This is a genomic window from Marinobacter manganoxydans MnI7-9, assembly GCF_000235625.1.
GTDB lineage: Bacteria > Pseudomonadota > Gammaproteobacteria > Pseudomonadales > Oleiphilaceae > Marinobacter > Marinobacter manganoxydans.
The window spans coordinates 166,886-184,151 of record NZ_AGTR01000085.1 but is presented as its reverse complement, the minus strand read 5'-3'; the positions used below and the strand labels follow the sequence as shown (position 1 = coordinate 184,151).

General features: G+C 58.0%; 17 protein-coding genes. 8 read left to right on the top strand and 9 right to left on the bottom strand.

What is annotated here, in order from left to right; translation table 11 throughout:
* Nucleotides 1–8: 8 nt before the first annotated feature.
* The 3 genes from KYE_RS19460 to KYE_RS19450 form a co-directional block, all read right to left on the bottom strand.
* Entirely contained in the window at nucleotides 9–794 is a 786-nt protein-coding gene (locus KYE_RS19460; protein WP_008176917.1) for a class II glutamine amidotransferase, read from the bottom strand.
* Nucleotides 795–842: 48 nt separating this feature from the next.
* Nucleotides 843–1,943: a GGDEF domain-containing protein gene (locus KYE_RS19455; protein ID WP_008176916.1), complete on the bottom strand. Its 1,101-nt coding sequence runs from the start codon at nucleotides 1,941–1,943 to the stop codon at nucleotides 843–845.
* Between the two features lie 101 nt (nucleotides 1,944–2,044).
* Nucleotides 2,045–2,860 (bottom strand): SDR family NAD(P)-dependent oxidoreductase, encoded by an 816-nt coding sequence (locus KYE_RS19450; RefSeq protein WP_008176914.1) that lies wholly within the window; start codon nucleotides 2,858–2,860, stop codon nucleotides 2,045–2,047.
* 205 nt (nucleotides 2,861–3,065) lie between these two features.
* Here KYE_RS19450 and KYE_RS19445 point away from each other — a divergent pair, with 205 nt between their 5' ends.
* Together KYE_RS19445 and KYE_RS19440 are read left to right on the top strand one after the other, a co-directional pair.
* Nucleotides 3,066–3,524: an NfeD family protein gene (locus tag KYE_RS19445; RefSeq protein ID WP_008176913.1), complete on the top strand. Its 459-nt coding sequence runs from the start codon at nucleotides 3,066–3,068 to the stop codon at nucleotides 3,522–3,524.
* A gap of 2 nt (nucleotides 3,525–3,526) precedes the next feature.
* Nucleotides 3,527–4,561 (top strand): SPFH domain-containing protein, encoded by a 1,035-nt coding sequence (locus KYE_RS19440; RefSeq protein ID WP_008176910.1) that lies wholly within the window; start codon nucleotides 3,527–3,529, stop codon nucleotides 4,559–4,561.
* A gap of 13 nt (nucleotides 4,562–4,574) precedes the next feature.
* On the opposite strand, the gene yfbR is transcribed toward KYE_RS19440, so the two are convergent.
* Entirely contained in the window at nucleotides 4,575–5,168 is a 594-nt protein-coding gene (gene yfbR / locus KYE_RS19435; RefSeq protein ID WP_008176907.1) for a 5'-deoxynucleotidase, read from the bottom strand.
* Nucleotides 5,169–5,274: 106 nt separating this feature from the next.
* On the opposite strand from yfbR, the gene KYE_RS19430 reads away from it, so the two are divergent.
* The gene (locus KYE_RS19430; RefSeq protein ID WP_227497887.1) at nucleotides 5,275–6,099 is read left to right on the top strand and encodes a substrate-binding periplasmic protein; all 825 of its coding nucleotides are present in this window, start codon (nucleotides 5,275–5,277) and stop codon (nucleotides 6,097–6,099) included.
* A gap of 2 nt (nucleotides 6,100–6,101) precedes the next feature.
* Here the strand turns inward: KYE_RS19430 and KYE_RS19425 are convergent, their stop codons facing one another.
* Nucleotides 6,102–8,927: a DUF748 domain-containing protein gene (locus tag KYE_RS19425; protein ID WP_039882155.1), complete on the bottom strand. Its 2,826-nt coding sequence runs from the start codon at nucleotides 8,925–8,927 to the stop codon at nucleotides 6,102–6,104.
* A gap of 79 nt (nucleotides 8,928–9,006) precedes the next feature.
* Nucleotides 9,007–10,293 (bottom strand): MHYT domain-containing protein, encoded by a 1,287-nt coding sequence (locus KYE_RS19420; protein WP_008176902.1) that lies wholly within the window; start codon nucleotides 10,291–10,293, stop codon nucleotides 9,007–9,009.
* A 234-nt stretch (nucleotides 10,294–10,527) separates the two neighbouring features.
* Here KYE_RS19420 and pdxH point away from each other — a divergent pair, with 234 nt between their 5' ends.
* The 5 genes from pdxH to KYE_RS19395 are packed head-to-tail and all read left to right on the top strand — an operon-like array spanning nucleotide 10,528 to nucleotide 13,323.
* Nucleotides 10,528–11,163 carry a pyridoxamine 5'-phosphate oxidase gene (gene pdxH, locus KYE_RS19415; RefSeq protein WP_008176900.1) on the top strand — a complete coding sequence of 212 codons (636 nt, stop codon included), beginning with the start codon at nucleotides 10,528–10,530 and terminating at the stop codon, nucleotides 11,161–11,163.
* Nucleotides 11,132–11,890 (top strand): 4'-phosphopantetheinyl transferase family protein, encoded by a 759-nt coding sequence (locus KYE_RS19410; RefSeq protein ID WP_008176898.1) that lies wholly within the window; start codon nucleotides 11,132–11,134, stop codon nucleotides 11,888–11,890. Before pdxH ends, KYE_RS19410 begins: the two co-directional genes overlap by 32 nt.
* A 33-nt stretch (nucleotides 11,891–11,923) precedes the next feature.
* The gene (locus KYE_RS19405; RefSeq protein WP_008176897.1) at nucleotides 11,924–12,505 is read left to right on the top strand and encodes a DNA-3-methyladenine glycosylase I; all 582 of its coding nucleotides are present in this window, start codon (nucleotides 11,924–11,926) and stop codon (nucleotides 12,503–12,505) included.
* A 57-nt stretch (nucleotides 12,506–12,562) separates the two neighbouring features.
* Nucleotides 12,563–12,868, top strand: coding sequence for a DUF6482 family protein (locus KYE_RS19400; RefSeq protein WP_008176895.1), 306 nt, complete (start codon nucleotides 12,563–12,565; stop codon nucleotides 12,866–12,868).
* Nucleotides 12,865–13,323 carry a DUF3429 domain-containing protein gene (locus KYE_RS19395; RefSeq protein WP_008176894.1) on the top strand — a complete coding sequence of 153 codons (459 nt, stop codon included), beginning with the start codon at nucleotides 12,865–12,867 and terminating at the stop codon, nucleotides 13,321–13,323. Before KYE_RS19400 ends, KYE_RS19395 begins: the two co-directional genes overlap by 4 nt.
* A gap of 33 nt (nucleotides 13,324–13,356) precedes the next feature.
* Here KYE_RS19395 and KYE_RS19390 read toward each other — a convergent pair whose 3' ends face one another.
* From KYE_RS19390 to ectB, 3 genes are all read right to left on the bottom strand, one after another.
* The gene (locus KYE_RS19390) at nucleotides 13,357–14,355 is read right to left on the bottom strand and encodes an RNA polymerase sigma factor RpoD/SigA (RefSeq protein WP_008176892.1); all 999 of its coding nucleotides are present in this window, start codon (nucleotides 14,353–14,355) and stop codon (nucleotides 13,357–13,359) included.
* Nucleotides 14,356–14,493: 138 nt separating this feature from the next.
* Nucleotides 14,494–15,936, bottom strand: a complete 1,443-nt coding sequence (locus KYE_RS19385) for an aspartate kinase (RefSeq protein ID WP_039882177.1) — start codon at nucleotides 15,934–15,936, stop codon at nucleotides 14,494–14,496.
* 50 nt (nucleotides 15,937–15,986) lie between these two features.
* Nucleotides 15,987–17,255 (bottom strand): diaminobutyrate--2-oxoglutarate transaminase, encoded by a 1,269-nt coding sequence (ectB, locus tag KYE_RS19380; RefSeq protein WP_008176887.1) that lies wholly within the window; start codon nucleotides 17,253–17,255, stop codon nucleotides 15,987–15,989.
* Nucleotides 17,256–17,266 lie beyond the last annotated feature (11 nt).

The following is a 17,266-nucleotide window of genomic DNA, read 5'->3' as shown; positions in this document are numbered from 1 at the left end:
GGCAGAGATCAGCTGCCCGCTTTGGCCACTCCGGATCGAATGACCTCACCTTTCTTCCATAACCGCCATTCACCTGGCTGGTAAACATCCCACTTTTCATCTGTGGTCAGAGGTTCAGTAACGATCACGCTGACGATGTCGTTGGGCGTCGTTTCCGATTCGAAATCCACCGTTACATCGGCGTCTTTCAGACGGGCAGGACCAAACGGGGCTCTCCGGGTGATGCTGGCCATTTTGGTGGTGCAGTAAGTGAACAGCCAATCACCGTTACTCAGTAGGAGGTTGAAAACGCCCTGGCTGGCGTAGGCGACGGACAACCGGACCAGGCGGTCGATGATTTCATCGGTTCCGTTATTGCGATCGCAGTGCGTTCGAAGGTGGTTAAGAATATCGCAGAACAGCGCCTCGCTGTCGGTGGTTCCGACCGGCTCATAGAACCCTGGAGTCGAACCGAAGCCGGAGAGCTGGCCATTGTGGGCGAACACCCAGTAGCGACCCCAGAGTTCGCGCATGAAGGGATGGGTGTTGGCCAGGCAGGTGTCGCCGACGTTGGCCTGGCGAATGTGGCAGATGGCCACTTCGCTTTTTATTGGATGAGTCTGGACCACTGCGGCGATTCGGGAATTGGCGCTGGCATCGGCGTCGTGGAAGGCCCGTACGCCTTTGCCTTCGTAAAAGGCGACGCCCCAGCCGTCCTTGTGCGGGCCGGTCTGTCCACCCCGACGGGTCAGGCCGGTAAAGCTGAAACACAGGTCAGTGGGGGTGTTGGCGCTCATGGCCAGTAATTCGCACATGGGTTACGTCATTCTTGCCGGAGGATGTCTGCCACAAGAATAACGTAATCAACTCGCTTCGACAGTGAGAATCTCAAGCTGGCGGGGATTGTGGCCGGCGCCGACCACACAGTTACGCCCCGCTCGCTTGCCACTGTAGAGCCACCGATCGGCAACCCGGAACAGGCTTTCGGCCTCGCGACCATGGTCTGGCCACTGGGCTATCCCGAAGGAGGCAGTCACCCGGATGCGGGCTTCCCCGTAGGGCAGTTCAAGGTCAGATATCCGCTGGCGCAGCTCGTCCATCAGGACAAAGGCATCCGCCGGCTTCACATCTCTCAGAATCAGGCCGAACTCCTCGCCACCCAGGCGGCCGACAAAATCGGTGCTCCTCAGCCGTTCGGTCATGCATCGGCTGATGTTTTTCAGAACAAAGTCTCCGGCCTCATGGCCCAGAGTGTCGTTAACGACCTTGAAGTGGTCAATATCCATCACCACCAGCGCAAAACCGGCTCCACTGCGATCGCACTCGGCAATGGTGCGATTCAACGTACCCTGGAAGTTGCTGCGATTGGCGAGGCCGGTCAGTGCGTCAGTCTGGGCCATGTCCACCAGGCGCTGCTCGGACTCTTCGCGGCGCACCTCATACAGGTGAATGAAGGCCAGCATCAGTGCACCGCACAACACCATGTTGAGCAGATCGATCATCGCGTGGGGGCTGCCGACCTGGCCAAGGTGAATGTAATAGATAACGCCCCCGACGAGCATAAAGGGTGCGCTGAGAATCATGCCTTCTTTCTTGCCAAGCAACAGGTAGGCGAGAACCGGCATCATCAGCACCCAGACGAAAGCGGACACCGAGGCTTCCGGTAACAGCATGATCACCAGGAAGAACGCGAACAAAGGCACCAGATAGGCATAGACCCACTGCTGCAGATGAGGAGTGGATTTCAGGCGCCAGACGCCGAAAAAAAGCAAAGTGCTGGCAAACAGCTCAGCAACCGCCACCCATGGGTAGCCATTGAGAAACTGCAGGCAAGCAAAAATCACCAGAGCCGAGCCGGTGATCAGAAAAAGCAGCCGCATCAGTGAGCGGCGATGGCTGTCGCGCAGACCCGAGCGGCTCTGTTCCAGAGTGGCCCCCAGGTCAGAATGGTGAGGCGTATTCATGCTGACTCTTCCTTGGATCAGCTTCCGAGTATAGCCCCGAAAAACTGTTTGTAAAACGTACAGCGAGCCCAAGCTTCAGGCCCGCCGCACGCATCGAGTCTTCAGATATAGAGGTTCTTGCGGGAGAAACGCTCCACCAGCGGCTGGTAAGCAGAACCCAGCAGGCGGTTGATCGCATCAATACCCCAGGCGTCCGGGCCCACCAATATGCGGGACTCATTCTTGAGGATGCCTTTTACAATGATTTCTGCGGCTTTCTCGGGCGTGGTCATGGCGAGTTTATCGAAGCCTTTACGCTGGGCGACGTTGTTCTCGGACTTGCCCATGCGCGCTGCATTGACAATGTTGGTGCGGATACCACCAGGATGCACACAACTCACCGCCACCGGCTGGTTCTCCAGCTTCATTTCCTGGCGCAGGGCTTCGGTGAATCCTCGCACCGCAAACTTGGCGGCGTTGTAGGCGCTCTGCTTGGGCACTCCAATCAGGCCAAATACACTGGAAACGTTCACCACATGGCCATCGCCCGAGGCAATCAGATGGGGCAGGAAGGCCCGGGTACCGTGAGCAACCCCCCAGAAATCAATGTCCATGACCCATTTGAAGTCTTCGTCGGTCATCTCACGGACCGTGGCAGACAGGGCAACGCCCGCGTTGTTGATGACCAGATTGACCTGACCGAAATCTTTCACAACCTCCTCCGCATGGGCAAAGATGGCATCGCGATCAGACACGTCCAGCCGGTAGGTTTTTACATCAGCGCCGCTTAGCGCTGCAGCGGTTTCGGCCAGGCCTGACTCATTGACGTCGGACAGCGCCAGTCGGCAGCCCCGGTCCGCCAGCGATTTGGCGAGCGCGCGGCCGATACCCGAACCGGCACCGGTAACAACGGCAACTTTGTTCTTCAGATTCTTCATGGTCACAGACCTCTTAATTGTAGGCACATCAATTAAAGCAGATACTCTAACAATTGCCTGCTTGCGGGATATGGCTTTAGTGAACCAGGCCACATGGCATTCCGGCCACCCTCTGACGCGGCACCCGGTTTCCGGTACAATCCCTTGCCGTTGGCCGGTGCACGACACCGGCCCTCTACCTCCCCCGAATCTGTGGATTTTCTGTATGGAATGGAGTCTTACGCATTTCTGGCTGATCCTGGCGCTGGTGCTGGGCCTGGCTGAACTGGCCTCAGGTGTCCTGTTACTTCTGGCCCTGGGCATTGCGGCCGCGCTGACCGCCTTGCTGGCCTTTCTGGGAGCACCATTCGAATGGCAGCTGGCCGGTATGGGGCTGTTCTCGGGAATTCTGGTACCTGTCGCCATTCGCTGGATCCGTCCGCGCTTCTCACCCAAAGGTGTGGCATATGGCACAACCGGTACCGGCGTGGAGCAAGGCCGGCGTTATCAGACCCTGAAGCGGGATTTCGATGGAGCCACAGGCATCAAGGTCAATGGCGATTTCTATCGCCTGCGAGTGACTGACACCGGAGAAACCGACCTTCCGGAAGGAACCGACGTCATTTTCAAACAGTTTGACGGCACGACCGCCGTTGTTGAGACGATCACACACAAGGAACAGTAAGCATGGAACAGTATCTTTCACCCGGGCTGATCATCAGCCTGATTCTGGTCGCTATTGGCATCTTCATCATCGCCAAGGGTCTGGTCATCGTGCGCCAATCCGAGGTTATGGTCATTGAGCGCCTCGGTTCGTTCAACCGGATCCTCGAAAGCGGTGTGAACATCATCATTCCCTTCATCGAGCGGCCACGGCCGATCACCATGATCCGCTACGTGCGCATGGGCGAGGATTATCATCCGGTGATGAGCGATGAGGTCCGGATTGACCGCCGGGAAACGGTTATGGACTTCCCGGGCCAGCCGGTCGTGACCACCGACAACGTGACGGTGAAGATCAACGGCGCCCTCTACTACCAGATCATCGACCCGCGCCGGGCCGTGTACGAAGTGGCCAACATGAGCCAGGCGGTGGAAGTGCTGGCCAAGACCACCCTGCGCTCGGTGGTCGGCAAGATGGAACTGGACAAGCTGTTTGAATCCCGCAGCGAGGTGAATAACGCGATCCAGGCCGAGATGGAAGAGGCCGCTTCCAAGTGGGGTGTAAAACTCACCCGGGTGGAGGTTCAGGACATCAGCATGCCGGAAGAAGTGGAAGAAGCCATGCGATTGCAGATGGCTGCGGAGCGGAAACGCCGGGCCACGGTTACCGAGGCCGAGGGTGAAAAGTCGGCGGCCATCGCCATGGCCCAGGGCCAGCGGGAGTCTGCCATTCTCAACGCCCAGGGCGACAAGGAATCAGCCATTCTCCGCGCCCAGGGCGAGCAGGAGTCCATCCGTCTGGTACTCAGTGCCATGGGTGACTCCGAGGAAAACAAACAGACCGTCATTGGCTACCTGCTGGGCCAGAGCTATATCAAGGTTCTGCCAAATATGGCGAAAGAGGGAGAGCGGGTGTTCGTGCCCTATGAATCCTCAGCGCTGCTGGGTTCCATGGGCATGTTCCGGGAACTGGCCGGCAGCCCCGAAGACACCGTTCGCCAGCACTTGCAGCGCGATGGCTTGCGTGGCGGACTGGTTGGCTCGGCCGGTAACAGTTAAGCCCTGAAAGCTTTCACCCCAGCAGGTTGTCCAGGGGTTGCTCGTAACTGGGGGCAAACACCTTCAGGAAATAGGCAACCTCTGACAGCCCGTCTGCGTCCAACCGCTGGCGGATCTGCCGGGCGGCCGGCTCGAATTCCTTGTTGCCGGCCCGGATCTCCGCCTGGCACTTGAGCCACGCCGAGAGCCTGTCGGCGGCCTTGATCAATTCCCGGTCTTCGGCCGGTAGCTGAGACTCCCGAACGTAGGGCGAAAAAGCCTCCCGCAAATCCTCCGGTAACAGCGCCAGCAGCTCGGCCTCGGCCTTGTGCTCGATGTCCCCGAACGCCTCACGCATCACCTTCGAATGGTATTTCACCGGTGTTGGCATATCCCCGGTAATTACTTCCGTCGCATCATGGTAAAGCGCTGCCGCTGCAATGCGGTCGGCGTTCACCTGGCCGCCAAAATGCCGGTTGCGGATGATGGCAAGGGCGTGGGCGAGGGTCGCCACCTCCCAGGAATGGGTGGCCACATTTTCCTCAATGGCATTTCGCATCAGCCCCCAGCGCTTGATCCAGCGCAGGCGGGAAACATAGGCGAAAAAATGGCTGGCAACGTTACCCATCACTTACAGACCTGTTTTGCATAAGTTCATAATCTTTTGCTTCAGGTGCACAAAATCCCCGTGCTATTCTGAATGCGTATTCAATTGTTACATAACCGGGGATATCGTGTCCGCTGAAGCCCATATTCGAAGATTAATGGCCATTCTTGTTGCGGCTATTATGCTGGCAACGGCGCCGGTTCGGGCAAACGAAACCGAAATCACTGTGGGCGTTTACCATTTTCCCCCGATCGCCAGTGTCAATTCCGATGGCAAAGTCGAGGGCTTCCTCGGGGGACTGCTGGAGGTGCTTGAGCAGATACACCCGGATGTCTCATTCCATATCATCCACACCTCCCCCAAACGCCGCCACCTGGATTTCGATGCCGGTCTCTACGACGTCATCTTCTTTCAAAGCCCTGACTGGGGTTGGACAGAGAAGGATGTGGACATTACCCGCCCGATCCTGGCCGACGAGGAACTTTATGTCGCTCTCAAGAAACCCGGCAGAGACTCCTCATTCTTTAACGACCTGCGCAACCGATCTATTGTGGCCATTTCCGGCTATTACTATGGTTTTACCGGGTACGAAACTGACAACTCCGTGCTGGAAGAAAAATTCAATATCGAGTTTTCCGACAGCCACACGCGCAACATGAATCTGATCAAGGCCGACCGGCCTTCTGTTGCCGAGGTTGCCATCATCAGCCGTTCTTACCTGCAGAAACATTTTGCCCAGCACCCGCAAGACCGGGACAAATTGCTGATCTCGAACGAGCCGGATCAACGCTACCAGCTCAGCATCATTGCCCGAAAGGGCGGCGCCCCGAGTGCGGACGAAATGCTTCGACTACTGGCGCCACTGGTGGACGACGGCCGCTACCGGCAACTCGTTGAAAACTGGGGCCTGCGGTTGCCAGCGGGCTTTCTGACCAGCTTCGAGGCACCCTGACTTCATCGCACGTCCAGGTTGAACGCCACGATAACGTTGCCCTCATCACCCACTTCCGCATTGCGGGCCGGACTCAGAAGGAACAATTGATCGGCAGGGACTCCGTGGGTTTGCTGCATGATGTTACGCAAGCTTTGGCCTCGCGAGGATGCCAGATTTCTCAATGCCTCCGGCGCAAGTGACCGCTCACCGGCCAGGTAGGCTTCCCGGGCCTCCTGCCATGCCTCCTCCGACAGGTCCTGCTCACCACTTGCAGTCAGTTCATCACGCAACAGGGCAAGGCCATCTGCCTGGGACTCAACGTTGCCACGTATGTTCAGCAACAGGTCCGGCCGGTCCAGCAGCGCGTCTGCCAGAGCGGCCAGCTTTTCCGCCTCGCCTTCGGCCAGTTGGATACTGCCGGGGATAAACCTCACCTTCCCGAGCTCCTCCCCGCTCAGGCCGGCGAGCTCGGCAATCGAGCCGAGCATACTGAACGGTGAGGCCGCTGCCTTGGCCAGAAGGTTCACGAACGCCCGCATCACAACTTTTCCGACGCTGAAGTCCGGGTCAGACAGGTCGCCGCTGATGGGCAAGTCGACTTCAATCACTCCCTTACTGTCCCGAAGCAGCGCGAGGCCGAGTTTTACCGGCGCATTAACGGCCTGATCACTGGCGATGGCCGAACCCAGCTCGAGACGATCCATCACCACCAGATTGGACGCATCGATCCTGGATCCGGCAATTTCATAATCAAGATTCAGGTTCAGCTTGCCACTGTCCACGCCATAACCCAGGTAACGACCAAAGTAAGGCGAAAGCGCAGGCAGGGACAATTCCTGCATATTCAGTTTCAGATCGCTGACATCCTCGGTACCAAGGGTGCCAATGGTGCCTTCAAAGTCCAGGTCCGCCACGCCGCCGACCCGGCCCCGGATAGAGACCTTGCCCTGTTGTGGGGAAATGTTGCTGAGGCCTGTCACGCTGCCGTTCAGCTCATCAAACCAGGTGGTAAACGCCGGCGCCAACGTGCGGTCGGTATACGCCAGCTCGCCATTTTCCAGCATCAGCTGGCCAATACGGAAAATGAACCCCGGCTCGGAATCCTCCCCCTGCTGAGCATCTGCGGTCGCCTCCTGCTGACCACCGGCCGCTGGCGCTTTGGCGATCCGCTCGACGTTGTGGATATTGTCGGTATTGCGGACAACGTTGATGACCGGCTGGGCCAGGGTCACCGTTCCTATTTCCAGGCGTGCCGGATACACGTTGTATTCAATAGGTGCCAGGCGCAGAGTTTGCCAGGAAACCAGCGAACCAGAACTGTCGGGCAGCTTCAGATCCAGACCGGCCACTTCCGCGGTGCCGCTGAAGGTGCCCGTGAGAGGCTCCTGCTGCCCATCCAGATCAAGGTTGCCGTCAACGCCCAGAGTGCCGCTGGTAATGGCGAGGTTGGCGCCTTCCTGAACGTAGGGCTCAAAGGCGGCCAGAGCGATGCCGTTTCCGGAGATGGCGGCTTCCAGGGTAAACGGTGCAGGTGTCAGCTGGCCGTTCAGTGACAGTTGGCCGCCACTGGCCAGGCTTCCGGTTATTTCGTAAGAGACCGGTTCTTCAAGTAGATGGCTCAGTGGCCCGATGGATGCGGAAAGCTGCTCTACGGCAATTTCAGTCGCTGTCGCCGGTTGACTGTCCTGCCAGAGAATACGCCCACCGGAGAGCGCGACGCCCGCCACTGACCAGCGGAATGGCTGGCCGCCGGTAGACGCTTCGCCGCCGCCCTCCGTCTCACCGTTGTTGGTGGCCAGCGGCGCCAACCAGTCAATCTCTCCGTTTGCGCTCCTGGCCACGGCCACATCGAGCTTGTCCAGAGAGACCTGGCCGATACGGATTTCGCGGCCATTCAAGTCGAACCCGACAGCATCCACAGAAAGCTCAGCGTTGGTCAATCTCGCCTGCTCACTCTGTTCATCCAGAGCGACGGCCAGATTCTCGAGTTGCAGCTGACCGTTGGCCGTCTCCAGGAAAAAGCCGTCGCCGGCCTGGATTTCATAGTCGGAGCTCAGGGTGACGCTGCCACCACGCAGATCATAGGGAAAGAAAGGAGCCAGGAAATGAGCCAGGGTTTCATAGCCCACCGATGACACCTTGAGCGTGCCGTTCGAGTAGAACGGGGCGACGCTCAGATCACCCTGCCACTCGATGGTCTGACTGCCCAGCGCCGCCAGCAGGGAGTAATCGCTGTCCTGCCCCTCGCGACGCCAGGTGGCCAGATCACTCAGGGTAAGATCCATCGGGGTAATCCGGAACTCGGCCATGTCCGCCTGGGTAAAATCCCGGAACAACATTTCGCCGCCGTTGAGTTCAATTTTCCCGAAGTACAGCCGGGGTGGCGCCGCCGCGTCATCCGATTGCGACGCTTCAGGCGCTGGTTCTGCAGGTCCCGGGTTGGCCGCCTGCCAGTCTCTCGCAAAATTGACGCTGTAGTCCTCCAGCAGATCCACCCGAACATAGGGCTCATCCAGCTGGATGGCTTCAAACCCGGCAATACCCCGAACCAGCTGGAAAAAGTTCATGTCCAACATGAGCCGGTCAAAGGCAACCACCTGCTCACCCTGGGGATCGTTGGCCGACAGACCCAGCGCCTCGACTCGAAGGGTGAACGGGTTGGTTCGGATATCAGTGATTTCTGCCTGCCAGCCCATACGCTGGTCCAGCTGCTCGGGTACCAGACGCTCCAGCCACCAGGGAAGTAGCAGGAAACCGGCCAGGGCATAGAGGATGAAAAGCACCAGGAATCCGATCAACAGATTCCTGGGCATATGACTGCGTTTACGGCTCTGGGCCACGGACATCTCCTTCTAAACGGCGGATTCCCGGGGCAATCTTGCCCACCTGCCTGTTCACAAGGATAGTCGTCCCAGAGGCTGTTTGTCAGCTGTGACGGTTATGACCCGGCATCACTAACTCCGGGTCGGCGGCCATGTTCGCAAATTCGCCGATCTCATTGAGGTCTCTGGGTACCATGGCAGCCCGCACCAACTTGCGGGTCGAATTGCCGGTTTTCGGATAGGCCGCCTGGCCGGCGCGCCAGGTAACCGGCATTGAAGGCGTGCCGATACGCTGATCAATCTGCCGCAACCGCTTGTACATGAAGGCATGCTGGCTATCTTCATGATCTGGCACCAGGGCAAAGAAGGCGCTGGCCGAGTATCGGGCGAGAAACACCTGATCCGACATCTGATCACGCAATGCCTCGCTGATTTCCCTGACGACCGCGTTCAACGACTCATCACCCATTCCGGTGGACAGTTCACGGAAGTTGGCGATGTCGAGGTAAATCAAGGCAAACGGGTTGCCGCGGTCGTTGTCCCGGGCAAGGATATCCAGCAGGCGTTGTTCCAGCGCTGACCGGTTGGGCAGGCCGGTAACGGCATCGGTAAAGGCAAGCTCTGCCACCCGTTTATCCTCTTCCGCCTTGAATGCCTCAAGTGCCCGCTGATGTTTTACATCCAGAACGGTCACAACCAGGGCCACGGCCAGCATCGCAATGCAGAAGACTGCCAGGGGTATTCCCATCCAGTTCCCCCGCAGGCCGTTGTCAGCTGCAGGCACGGCGCCCTCCGGAAAGGTCATCGCCATCATGCCCGTGTAATGCATCCCACAGATTGCAGCGGCCATCACCAGGGCGGCCACGAACTGTACCGCCAGGGTGCCGGATCCGTCCATGCCCTGCAGTTTCCGGCAGAGGGCAAGCGCAGCTCCCGAAGCCACAACGGCAATCGCGATCGAAATCAGCAAAAATACGGTGTTAAACGTTGGCGGCGCTGACATGCGCATGGCATACATGCCCAGGTAGTGCATCACTACGATACCGCTGGCCATGGACAGGGTCGCACTGACGAACAGAGGGACTCCCAATTGTTTGCGCCCGATGATGTGCAGAGCCACACCGGAAGCGAGCACGGCTGCGAGCCAGGAAACCAACGTCATCATCACATCAAACGACATGGGAACACCCATCGGCATAGCCCGCATTCCGACGAAATGCATCGTCCAGACTCCGGTGCCCATCAGCAGGGCGCCGGCCAGTAGCCATTTCCGACGTTCGCCAGACTCCGCATTAACGAGTCTGGCACCAAAAAACAGAGCCGCATAAGCTGCCAATACAGCAACCAGAAAGGAGGCGACAACCAGGGGCAGATCATATTCGGACATCATTTGTGCAAACCTTTGTTTTGTGTGTGCGCGCGGGCCAGCCAGGCAGTTTGCCCAAACCAGACCCGCATCGGCGTCGAAGGAGATACGGGCCAGCTGTGATACAGGTCTCACTTTATTGTTGGGTTTATGTAACCGTTTCAGACATAAGCAGCGCTGACAGTGAACCCTGAACCCGATATGCTTCTGGCTCGTATTTCTCCCGGGGCGTTTTACGCGCAGGCAAGAGGACAGGTTATGGACATCGGCGATATGCGTCGTGATTTCGAGAGCGAGGGGCTGGATCGCGATGCACTGGACAATAATCCGGTGCAGCAGTTCCAGAACTGGTTTGAGGATGCCCGGGAAGCAGGCATTCTGGAACCCAACGCCATGTCGCTGGCGACCACGGGGCAGGACGGCATGCCAGATCTACGCACGGTATTGCTGAAGTACTTCGACGACCATGGCTTTGTGTTCTACACCAACTACGGCAGTCGCAAAGCGAAGGAGATGGAGGAAAATCCGCAGGCGGCGCTTTTGTTCCCCTGGATCGGATTGAACCGACAAGTAAGGATCCAGGGTGCCGTTGAGAAAGTCAGCAAGGCCGAATCCCTGCGGTACTTCGCATCGCGCCCCAGGGGCAGCCAGATCGGCGCCTGGGTTTCCGAACAGAGCAAGGCCATTACGTCCAGGGGCCTACTCGAACAGAAGGTTGCCGAAATCAAGCGGAAGTTCAGCGAGGGCGAAGTGCCTCTTCCCAGCTTCTGGGGCGGCTATCGCATCGTGCCGGAGCGTATCGAATTCTGGCAGGGCAGGCCCAGCCGGCTTCACGACCGTTTTGAATATGTGAGGAAAGGCGATGGCTGGCTCATCCAGCGACTTCAACCCTGAATCCCGACCGTCGGTCTGGCTGTGTCACCAGACCGACGGGCCCGAAATTGCGCACCCGCACTGGCTGACTGACTACGAACGCCAGACAGCGAGCAAGTTCAGCGGTCCCCGGGAACGAGAATACCTTTCCAGCCGCTGGCTGATTCGTCAGGCCATCGGCAAGTCAGCGCAGATGGCACCGGACCTCTGCTGCCCGGTATCCGGGCGCCCTAATGCGTCCGGCACGCCCGAGGGCTGGCGACTGTCCCTCAGCCACAGCCAGGGCCTGTCTGCCTGCGCCACTCTATCAGGCTCCCCCATTGGACTGGATCTTGAACCCTGCCAGCGCCATGCTCAATGGCAGAAAGTAGTAAAACGCTGGTTCTCCCCCGTCGAGCAGGAGTGGCTGTTCCGCGAAGACGACTCCAACACCTTCCTCAAGGTCTGGACCCTGAAGGAAGCATGGCTGAAAGCCACGGGCAGGGGCATTGCCGGCAACCTGCAAACGCTTGAGGTGCGGAAGAATTTCGAGATCTACGGCGACCAGCCCGAGCAGGACTGGCAGGCGGCCTGTTGCTATATTGAAGGCTATCTGTTGACCGTGGTGTACCGTGGAAGCCGGCCCCTATGGCCGGAAATCACCCTACTTGAGCCGCCGCCACGGGACTTCGCCCTGGTGGATGCCGAGCCGATGGAGGCCTACTGGGAGCCACTGTTCCAACGCACGATTCGTCGAAAAAGCCCGTAACCCGAACCAGACACAAATAACACAGGCTATTGTATGGAGACCGCTGAACGCTGCCCCTGGTGTGGAAATGATCCGCTTTACGTGCACTATCACGACACCGTCTGGGGCCGCCCGGAGTACGACGATCTCGCCCTTTTCGAAAAACTCTGCCTGGACGGCCAACAGGCCGGCCTGAGCTGGATCACCATCTTGCGAAAACAGCACAATTACCGAGCCGCTTACGATGACTTCAATCCGGAAAAGATCGTCCGTTACGATGAGGCAAAGGTCGAGGAACTGCTGTCAGACCCGGGCATCATCCGCAACCGGTTAAAGGTCAGATCGATCATCAAGAATGCCCGGGGCTATCTGGATCTGCGAGAACAAGGTATCGGTTTCAGTGATTTTCTCTGGTCGTTTGTTGGCGATAAACCAATCCAGAACCATTGGCGCGCCTTCTCCGAAGTGCCGACCACAACCGCAGAATCCGAGGCCATGTCGAAAGCTCTGAAGCGGTCCGGTTTCACCTTTGTCGGCCCAACCATTGTGTACGCCTTCATGCAGGCGACCGGCATGGTGAATGATCATCTGGTTCAGTGCCCACAACACCGGGAATGCTATTTACTAAGCCAATGATCTCAATAGGCTGGGGGGTCGTAAGTTCTGGAGTGTTTGAAACCGCGGAGCTTTACTGTGCGAATCACTCTTGACCAACTCAGAAGCCTGCAGAGTCCGGTTATCGACCTGCTTGAGATCCTCTCGCTTGAGGGCCAGCACTACATGGCCCGCCTGAGTATGGACAACCAGACCCTGCTCCTCTCGGAAAAGAACGGAACCACCAGCCTTTTCCGGGGTGCCTGGCAGATCCAGGACACCCTGGCGTCGTTCGACATTCGGGAGACCCAGGTGGTCCACCCCTCCGCTTACCACGAAATGGTGGGAATGGAACCGACCGACGTTGAACCGATGCGAATCCGGGTGCAGAGGCAGAAACCGTGATTGCTGTAGCGAGACTAGCCATCCTTGTTGGCATCGCGGGGTTGATCCCGTTTATCGGCCTCTTGGCGGGGCTGTTTTTCATGCCGCAATACAGTGTGGCGCTTCTCGGCTACTTCTATCTGTACAGCGCAGGCATTCTGGCGTTTATGGCTGGCGTCTATTGGCCCATTGCCATGCAGCTGGACAACTGCTGCTACCCGTTGTCTCCACTGATGACTATGCTACTCAGCCAGGTCTTCTTTGTGGCCGCAGGGATAGGGCTACTTCTGCCTGTCAGTGGCCAGATTGTGTTGTATACCAGTGCCTATCTCGCCCTCTATCTGGTGGACGCCCGCTGGATGAAGGTCTATTGGCCAGCCTGGTATCTTCGCCTGAGACTCGTCCTCACCTCAGTCGTCCTGGTCTGTCAGCTTACAGCGGCAGCCTGGTTTCTCCTGCTGCACACTGCTCACTGAATTCTGAAGGGGAATGCGGGAGCCTGACGTAAATCAGGCTCCAAACGCATCTTCGGGGGATTCGTAACGACTCTGCAGCTTCTTCAGGGCAGTTTTCTCGATCTGGCGCACCCGCTCTCTGCTGATGCCAAGATCGTCGGAAATCACCTGCAGCGTTTCCGGTTCCGGCAGTCCCAGACCATAACGACGCGACAGAATGTCTTTCTCACGATCATTCAGCTCGCTGAGCATCGACTTCAGGGTGCGCTGCCGGTCCCTGTCCGACATCGGGTGATCCGGCGCCATCTGGTCGCCGGCGTCCAGGCTGTCTCCGAGGGTGACGGACCCGTCCTCAACAAGGGGAACATCGGTTGATATCTCCCGGGTCGCCAGCGCCCTTAACTCGCCGATCCTCGACGGGCTTGCCTCCATTTCGCGGGCAAGCTCCGATTGGGAAGGCGTCCGCCCAAGGCTCTGATGCATTCGCAGCGACACCTTGTGCAGCTGTCGAATTTCATCCACCACATTTTCCGGTGTGTGCACCAGCCGCGTCCCCCGCTGCAGGCAGCGTTTGACTTCCTCGCTTATCCACCAGTAGGCATAAGTCGAGAATCGGAAGCCCTTGGTGGGATCAAAACGCTCTACCGCCTTGATCAGACCGACGTTGGCGTCCTGGATGAGGTCAGACATAGGGATGCCGTGCTGCCCGTAACGGCGGGCAATATGCACCGCCAGACGCAGATTGCTCTGTATCAGCTTGCGACGACAAGCCGTCGCCAGATGAAAGGCCCGGCGACATCGAGATGAAAACGCACAGGCGTCTCCGAGGCTACCAATCACTTCCCGGAACGTCTGCGGAGTCTCCTCCGGCAGGGCCAGTTCGGTACTGATAATTCGGTAGCACAGTGTCAGTTTGCGGGAGAGGCGGCGTTCGGCCTCATCTGTCAGCAGTTCATACCGGGACGCATCCCTGAAGTACAGCCCGACCAGGGAATCCCTTTCACCATCGTTGGGCGTTGTCGGAGACGGTCCCAGCCTTTCGGTCGTTCGCATGGCTTAGGTACCGGTCAGAATTTACACCAAAGAATACGACGTGCTGTAGCTGATGGATTTACCGGGGCAGGGTCAGTAAAAACCCACAGGCGACACGGACGGTCGGCTGTGGGTATCGTGCGGGGAAGTTACAGAAACTCAGGCTGCGACGATCGCATACTCATGGTTGTGAGGCTCGATCAGAACGCCATGCAGAGCAACGATGGCTTTCTCATAGTCGTCCTCATCCACCACAAACTGGATGTCCACCTGACGCATGCACTGGTGCAGCGCAAGAATACTGATTTCCTCATCGGCCAGCGCCTTCACGGAACGGGCCAGAATACCCGGAACCTTCATATCGCTGCCGATGGCCGAAACAACCGCCACCTTCCGGGTGTTGATTTCGGCATTGGGGAACTCTTCCTTCAGCGCTTTGACCACCCGCTTGACGTGTTTCAGCGTGCTGCCCACATAGTGGGTAATGGTGTTGGCGTTGGTGTCCTTGGACATGAACCGAACCTTGAAACGGCTCAATACATCCAGAATACGGCGATCGGAGCCCGGCTCGCCCTGCATGTCCTGATCGAACACTTCCACGGCAAAAACGCCTTTGGCGCCCGCGATGATCTCCACCTGAGGCTTCTCACTGACGTAATCGCCGGTGATCAGCGTACCGGTGTGCTCCGGCTCAAAGGTGTTCATCACACGCAGCGGAATCTCGTTCTGGCGCATGCCTTTACCGGCACGGGGATGGATCGCTTCCATGCCCAGATTGGCCAGCTGGTCGGCCACGTCATAGTTGGTCCGGCCCAGTGGCACCACCTTGTCTGCGCCAACAATGTTGGGGTCGGCAGAGCTCAGGTGGTATTCCTTGTGGATAATCGCCTCCCGGGCCTCGGTGATTACTGCTACCCGGCTGAAGGTCATCTCGCTGTAACCCCGGTCGAAGGTACGCATCAGACCTTCCTTGCACTGGGCATAACCGGTCACGATCGGCAGCTCACGGGTGAGGTCCACCGCATCGAAGGCCTGCTTGAGCTTTTCGTCCAGCGGCAGCAACTCGTTATCGCGCCAGCCGGTCAAATCCACAAAGCGGGCATTGATGCCTTCCTGCTGGAGCTTCAGGGCGGTATTGAAGGCACTGTGGGCCTCACCAATACCGGCCAGCATTTCACGCACCGTCAGCAGATGTTCTTCCAGCTGGAACTGGCCATAGGAGCACAGGCGCTGCAGGTCGATGAGGCAGCCCCGAACACCTTCAATCCGGTCGGTGATAAACTGATCCGCCTGCTGCTTCAGCATCGGGTCTTCGAACAGCTCGCCGTTGATGTCGGTCAGGAACTTGACCAGCTTGGTGAGATCGTCACCCCAGGCCCAGTCAGACTCTGCATCCGCAAACAGGGCATAGACGCCTGGCTCACCGGTCTTCTTGTGTTCCAGCAGTTCATTGGTCACGCCGCCATAGGCAGAGACCACGAAAATGCGCTGGTACAGATTGTCCTTCTTGCGATTACCGATAATGATGTTGTCACGAACGGCCTCGTAGTTACTCATCGAGGTGCCGCCGATTTTCTCAACGGTATGTAGTTGGCTGGTCATAATCTTGCCTTTGCTATCCTGCAGCATGAATGTCCGGAGGTGCAGGCGTCTTACGACGCCTCGCTGAGCCCTTCCTGCATGATTTCGTCCACACTTTTTGCCAGCAGAGCAGCCCCTTTCTTGAGGTCTTCCTCGCTGGTTGTAAGCGGCATCAGGCACTTGATGACTTCATCATTCGGACCACTGGTCTCGATGATCAGGCCGTGCTCGAAGGCACGTTTGGTGATCGGGCCTGTGATGTCTGCGTGTTTTGCTTCAATACCACGCATCAAACCGCGCCCCTTCATTTTGAACTGACCGGGGTACTTGTCGCAAATCGACTGAAGGGCATCGCCCAGCACCTTGGTCTTGGCCTTCACCTCATTGGCAAAGGCATCGTCTTTCCAGTAGTTCTCGACAGCAGCGCGGGCAGTGATAAACGCCATGTTGTTGCCGCGGAAGGTACCGTTGTGCTCGCCCGGATCCCACACGTCCAGCTCCGGCTTGAACAGTACCAGGGCCATCGGCAGGCCATAGCCGCTGAGGGACTTGGAAACCGTTACGATGTCCGGCTTGATACCGGCAAATTCAAAGCTGAAGAACTCGCCGGTGCGGCCATTGCCCGCCTGGATATCATCCAGGATCAGCAGAATATCGTGCTTCTTGCACAGCTCCGACAGACCTTTCAGCCATTCCGCGCGACAGGCGTTCAGACCGCCTTCGCCCTGAACCGCTTCGACGATTACCGCCGCTGGCAGTTCAAAACCGGAGGAACCATCGCTCAGCAGTTTATCCATGATCGCCAGGGTATCGACATCGTCGCCCAGGTAGCCGTCATAGAACATGAAGTCGACATTGCCCAGGGGCGTGCCAACACCGCCGCGGTGATGCTTGTTACCCGTAGTGGCAACCGCGCCCATGGTCACGCCGTGGAAACCGTTGGTAAAGGAAATAATGCCGCTGCGGCCTTTCACCTTACGGGCCAGCTTCAGGGCCGCTTCCACACAGTTGGTGCCGGTGGGACCGGTGAACTGCATTTTGTAGTCCAGACCACGGGGATCCAGGATGTGCTTCTTGTAGGATTCCATGAAGTCGTGCTTGGCCGTGGTAAACATATCAAGGCCCTGGCTCACGCCGTCTGCCTCGATGTACTCAAGCAAAGCCTTCTTCAGGGTGTCGTTGTTGTGGCCGTAGTTCAGGGACCCGGCGCCGGCGAGAAAATCCAGGTATTCCTTGCCATCTTCAGTGTACAGGTGCGCGTTCTTGGCACGGTTGAAGATAACCGGAAACGCACGGCTGTATACACGTACTTCGGATTCAGTCGACTTGAAAATTTCCATCGTCTTGCCTC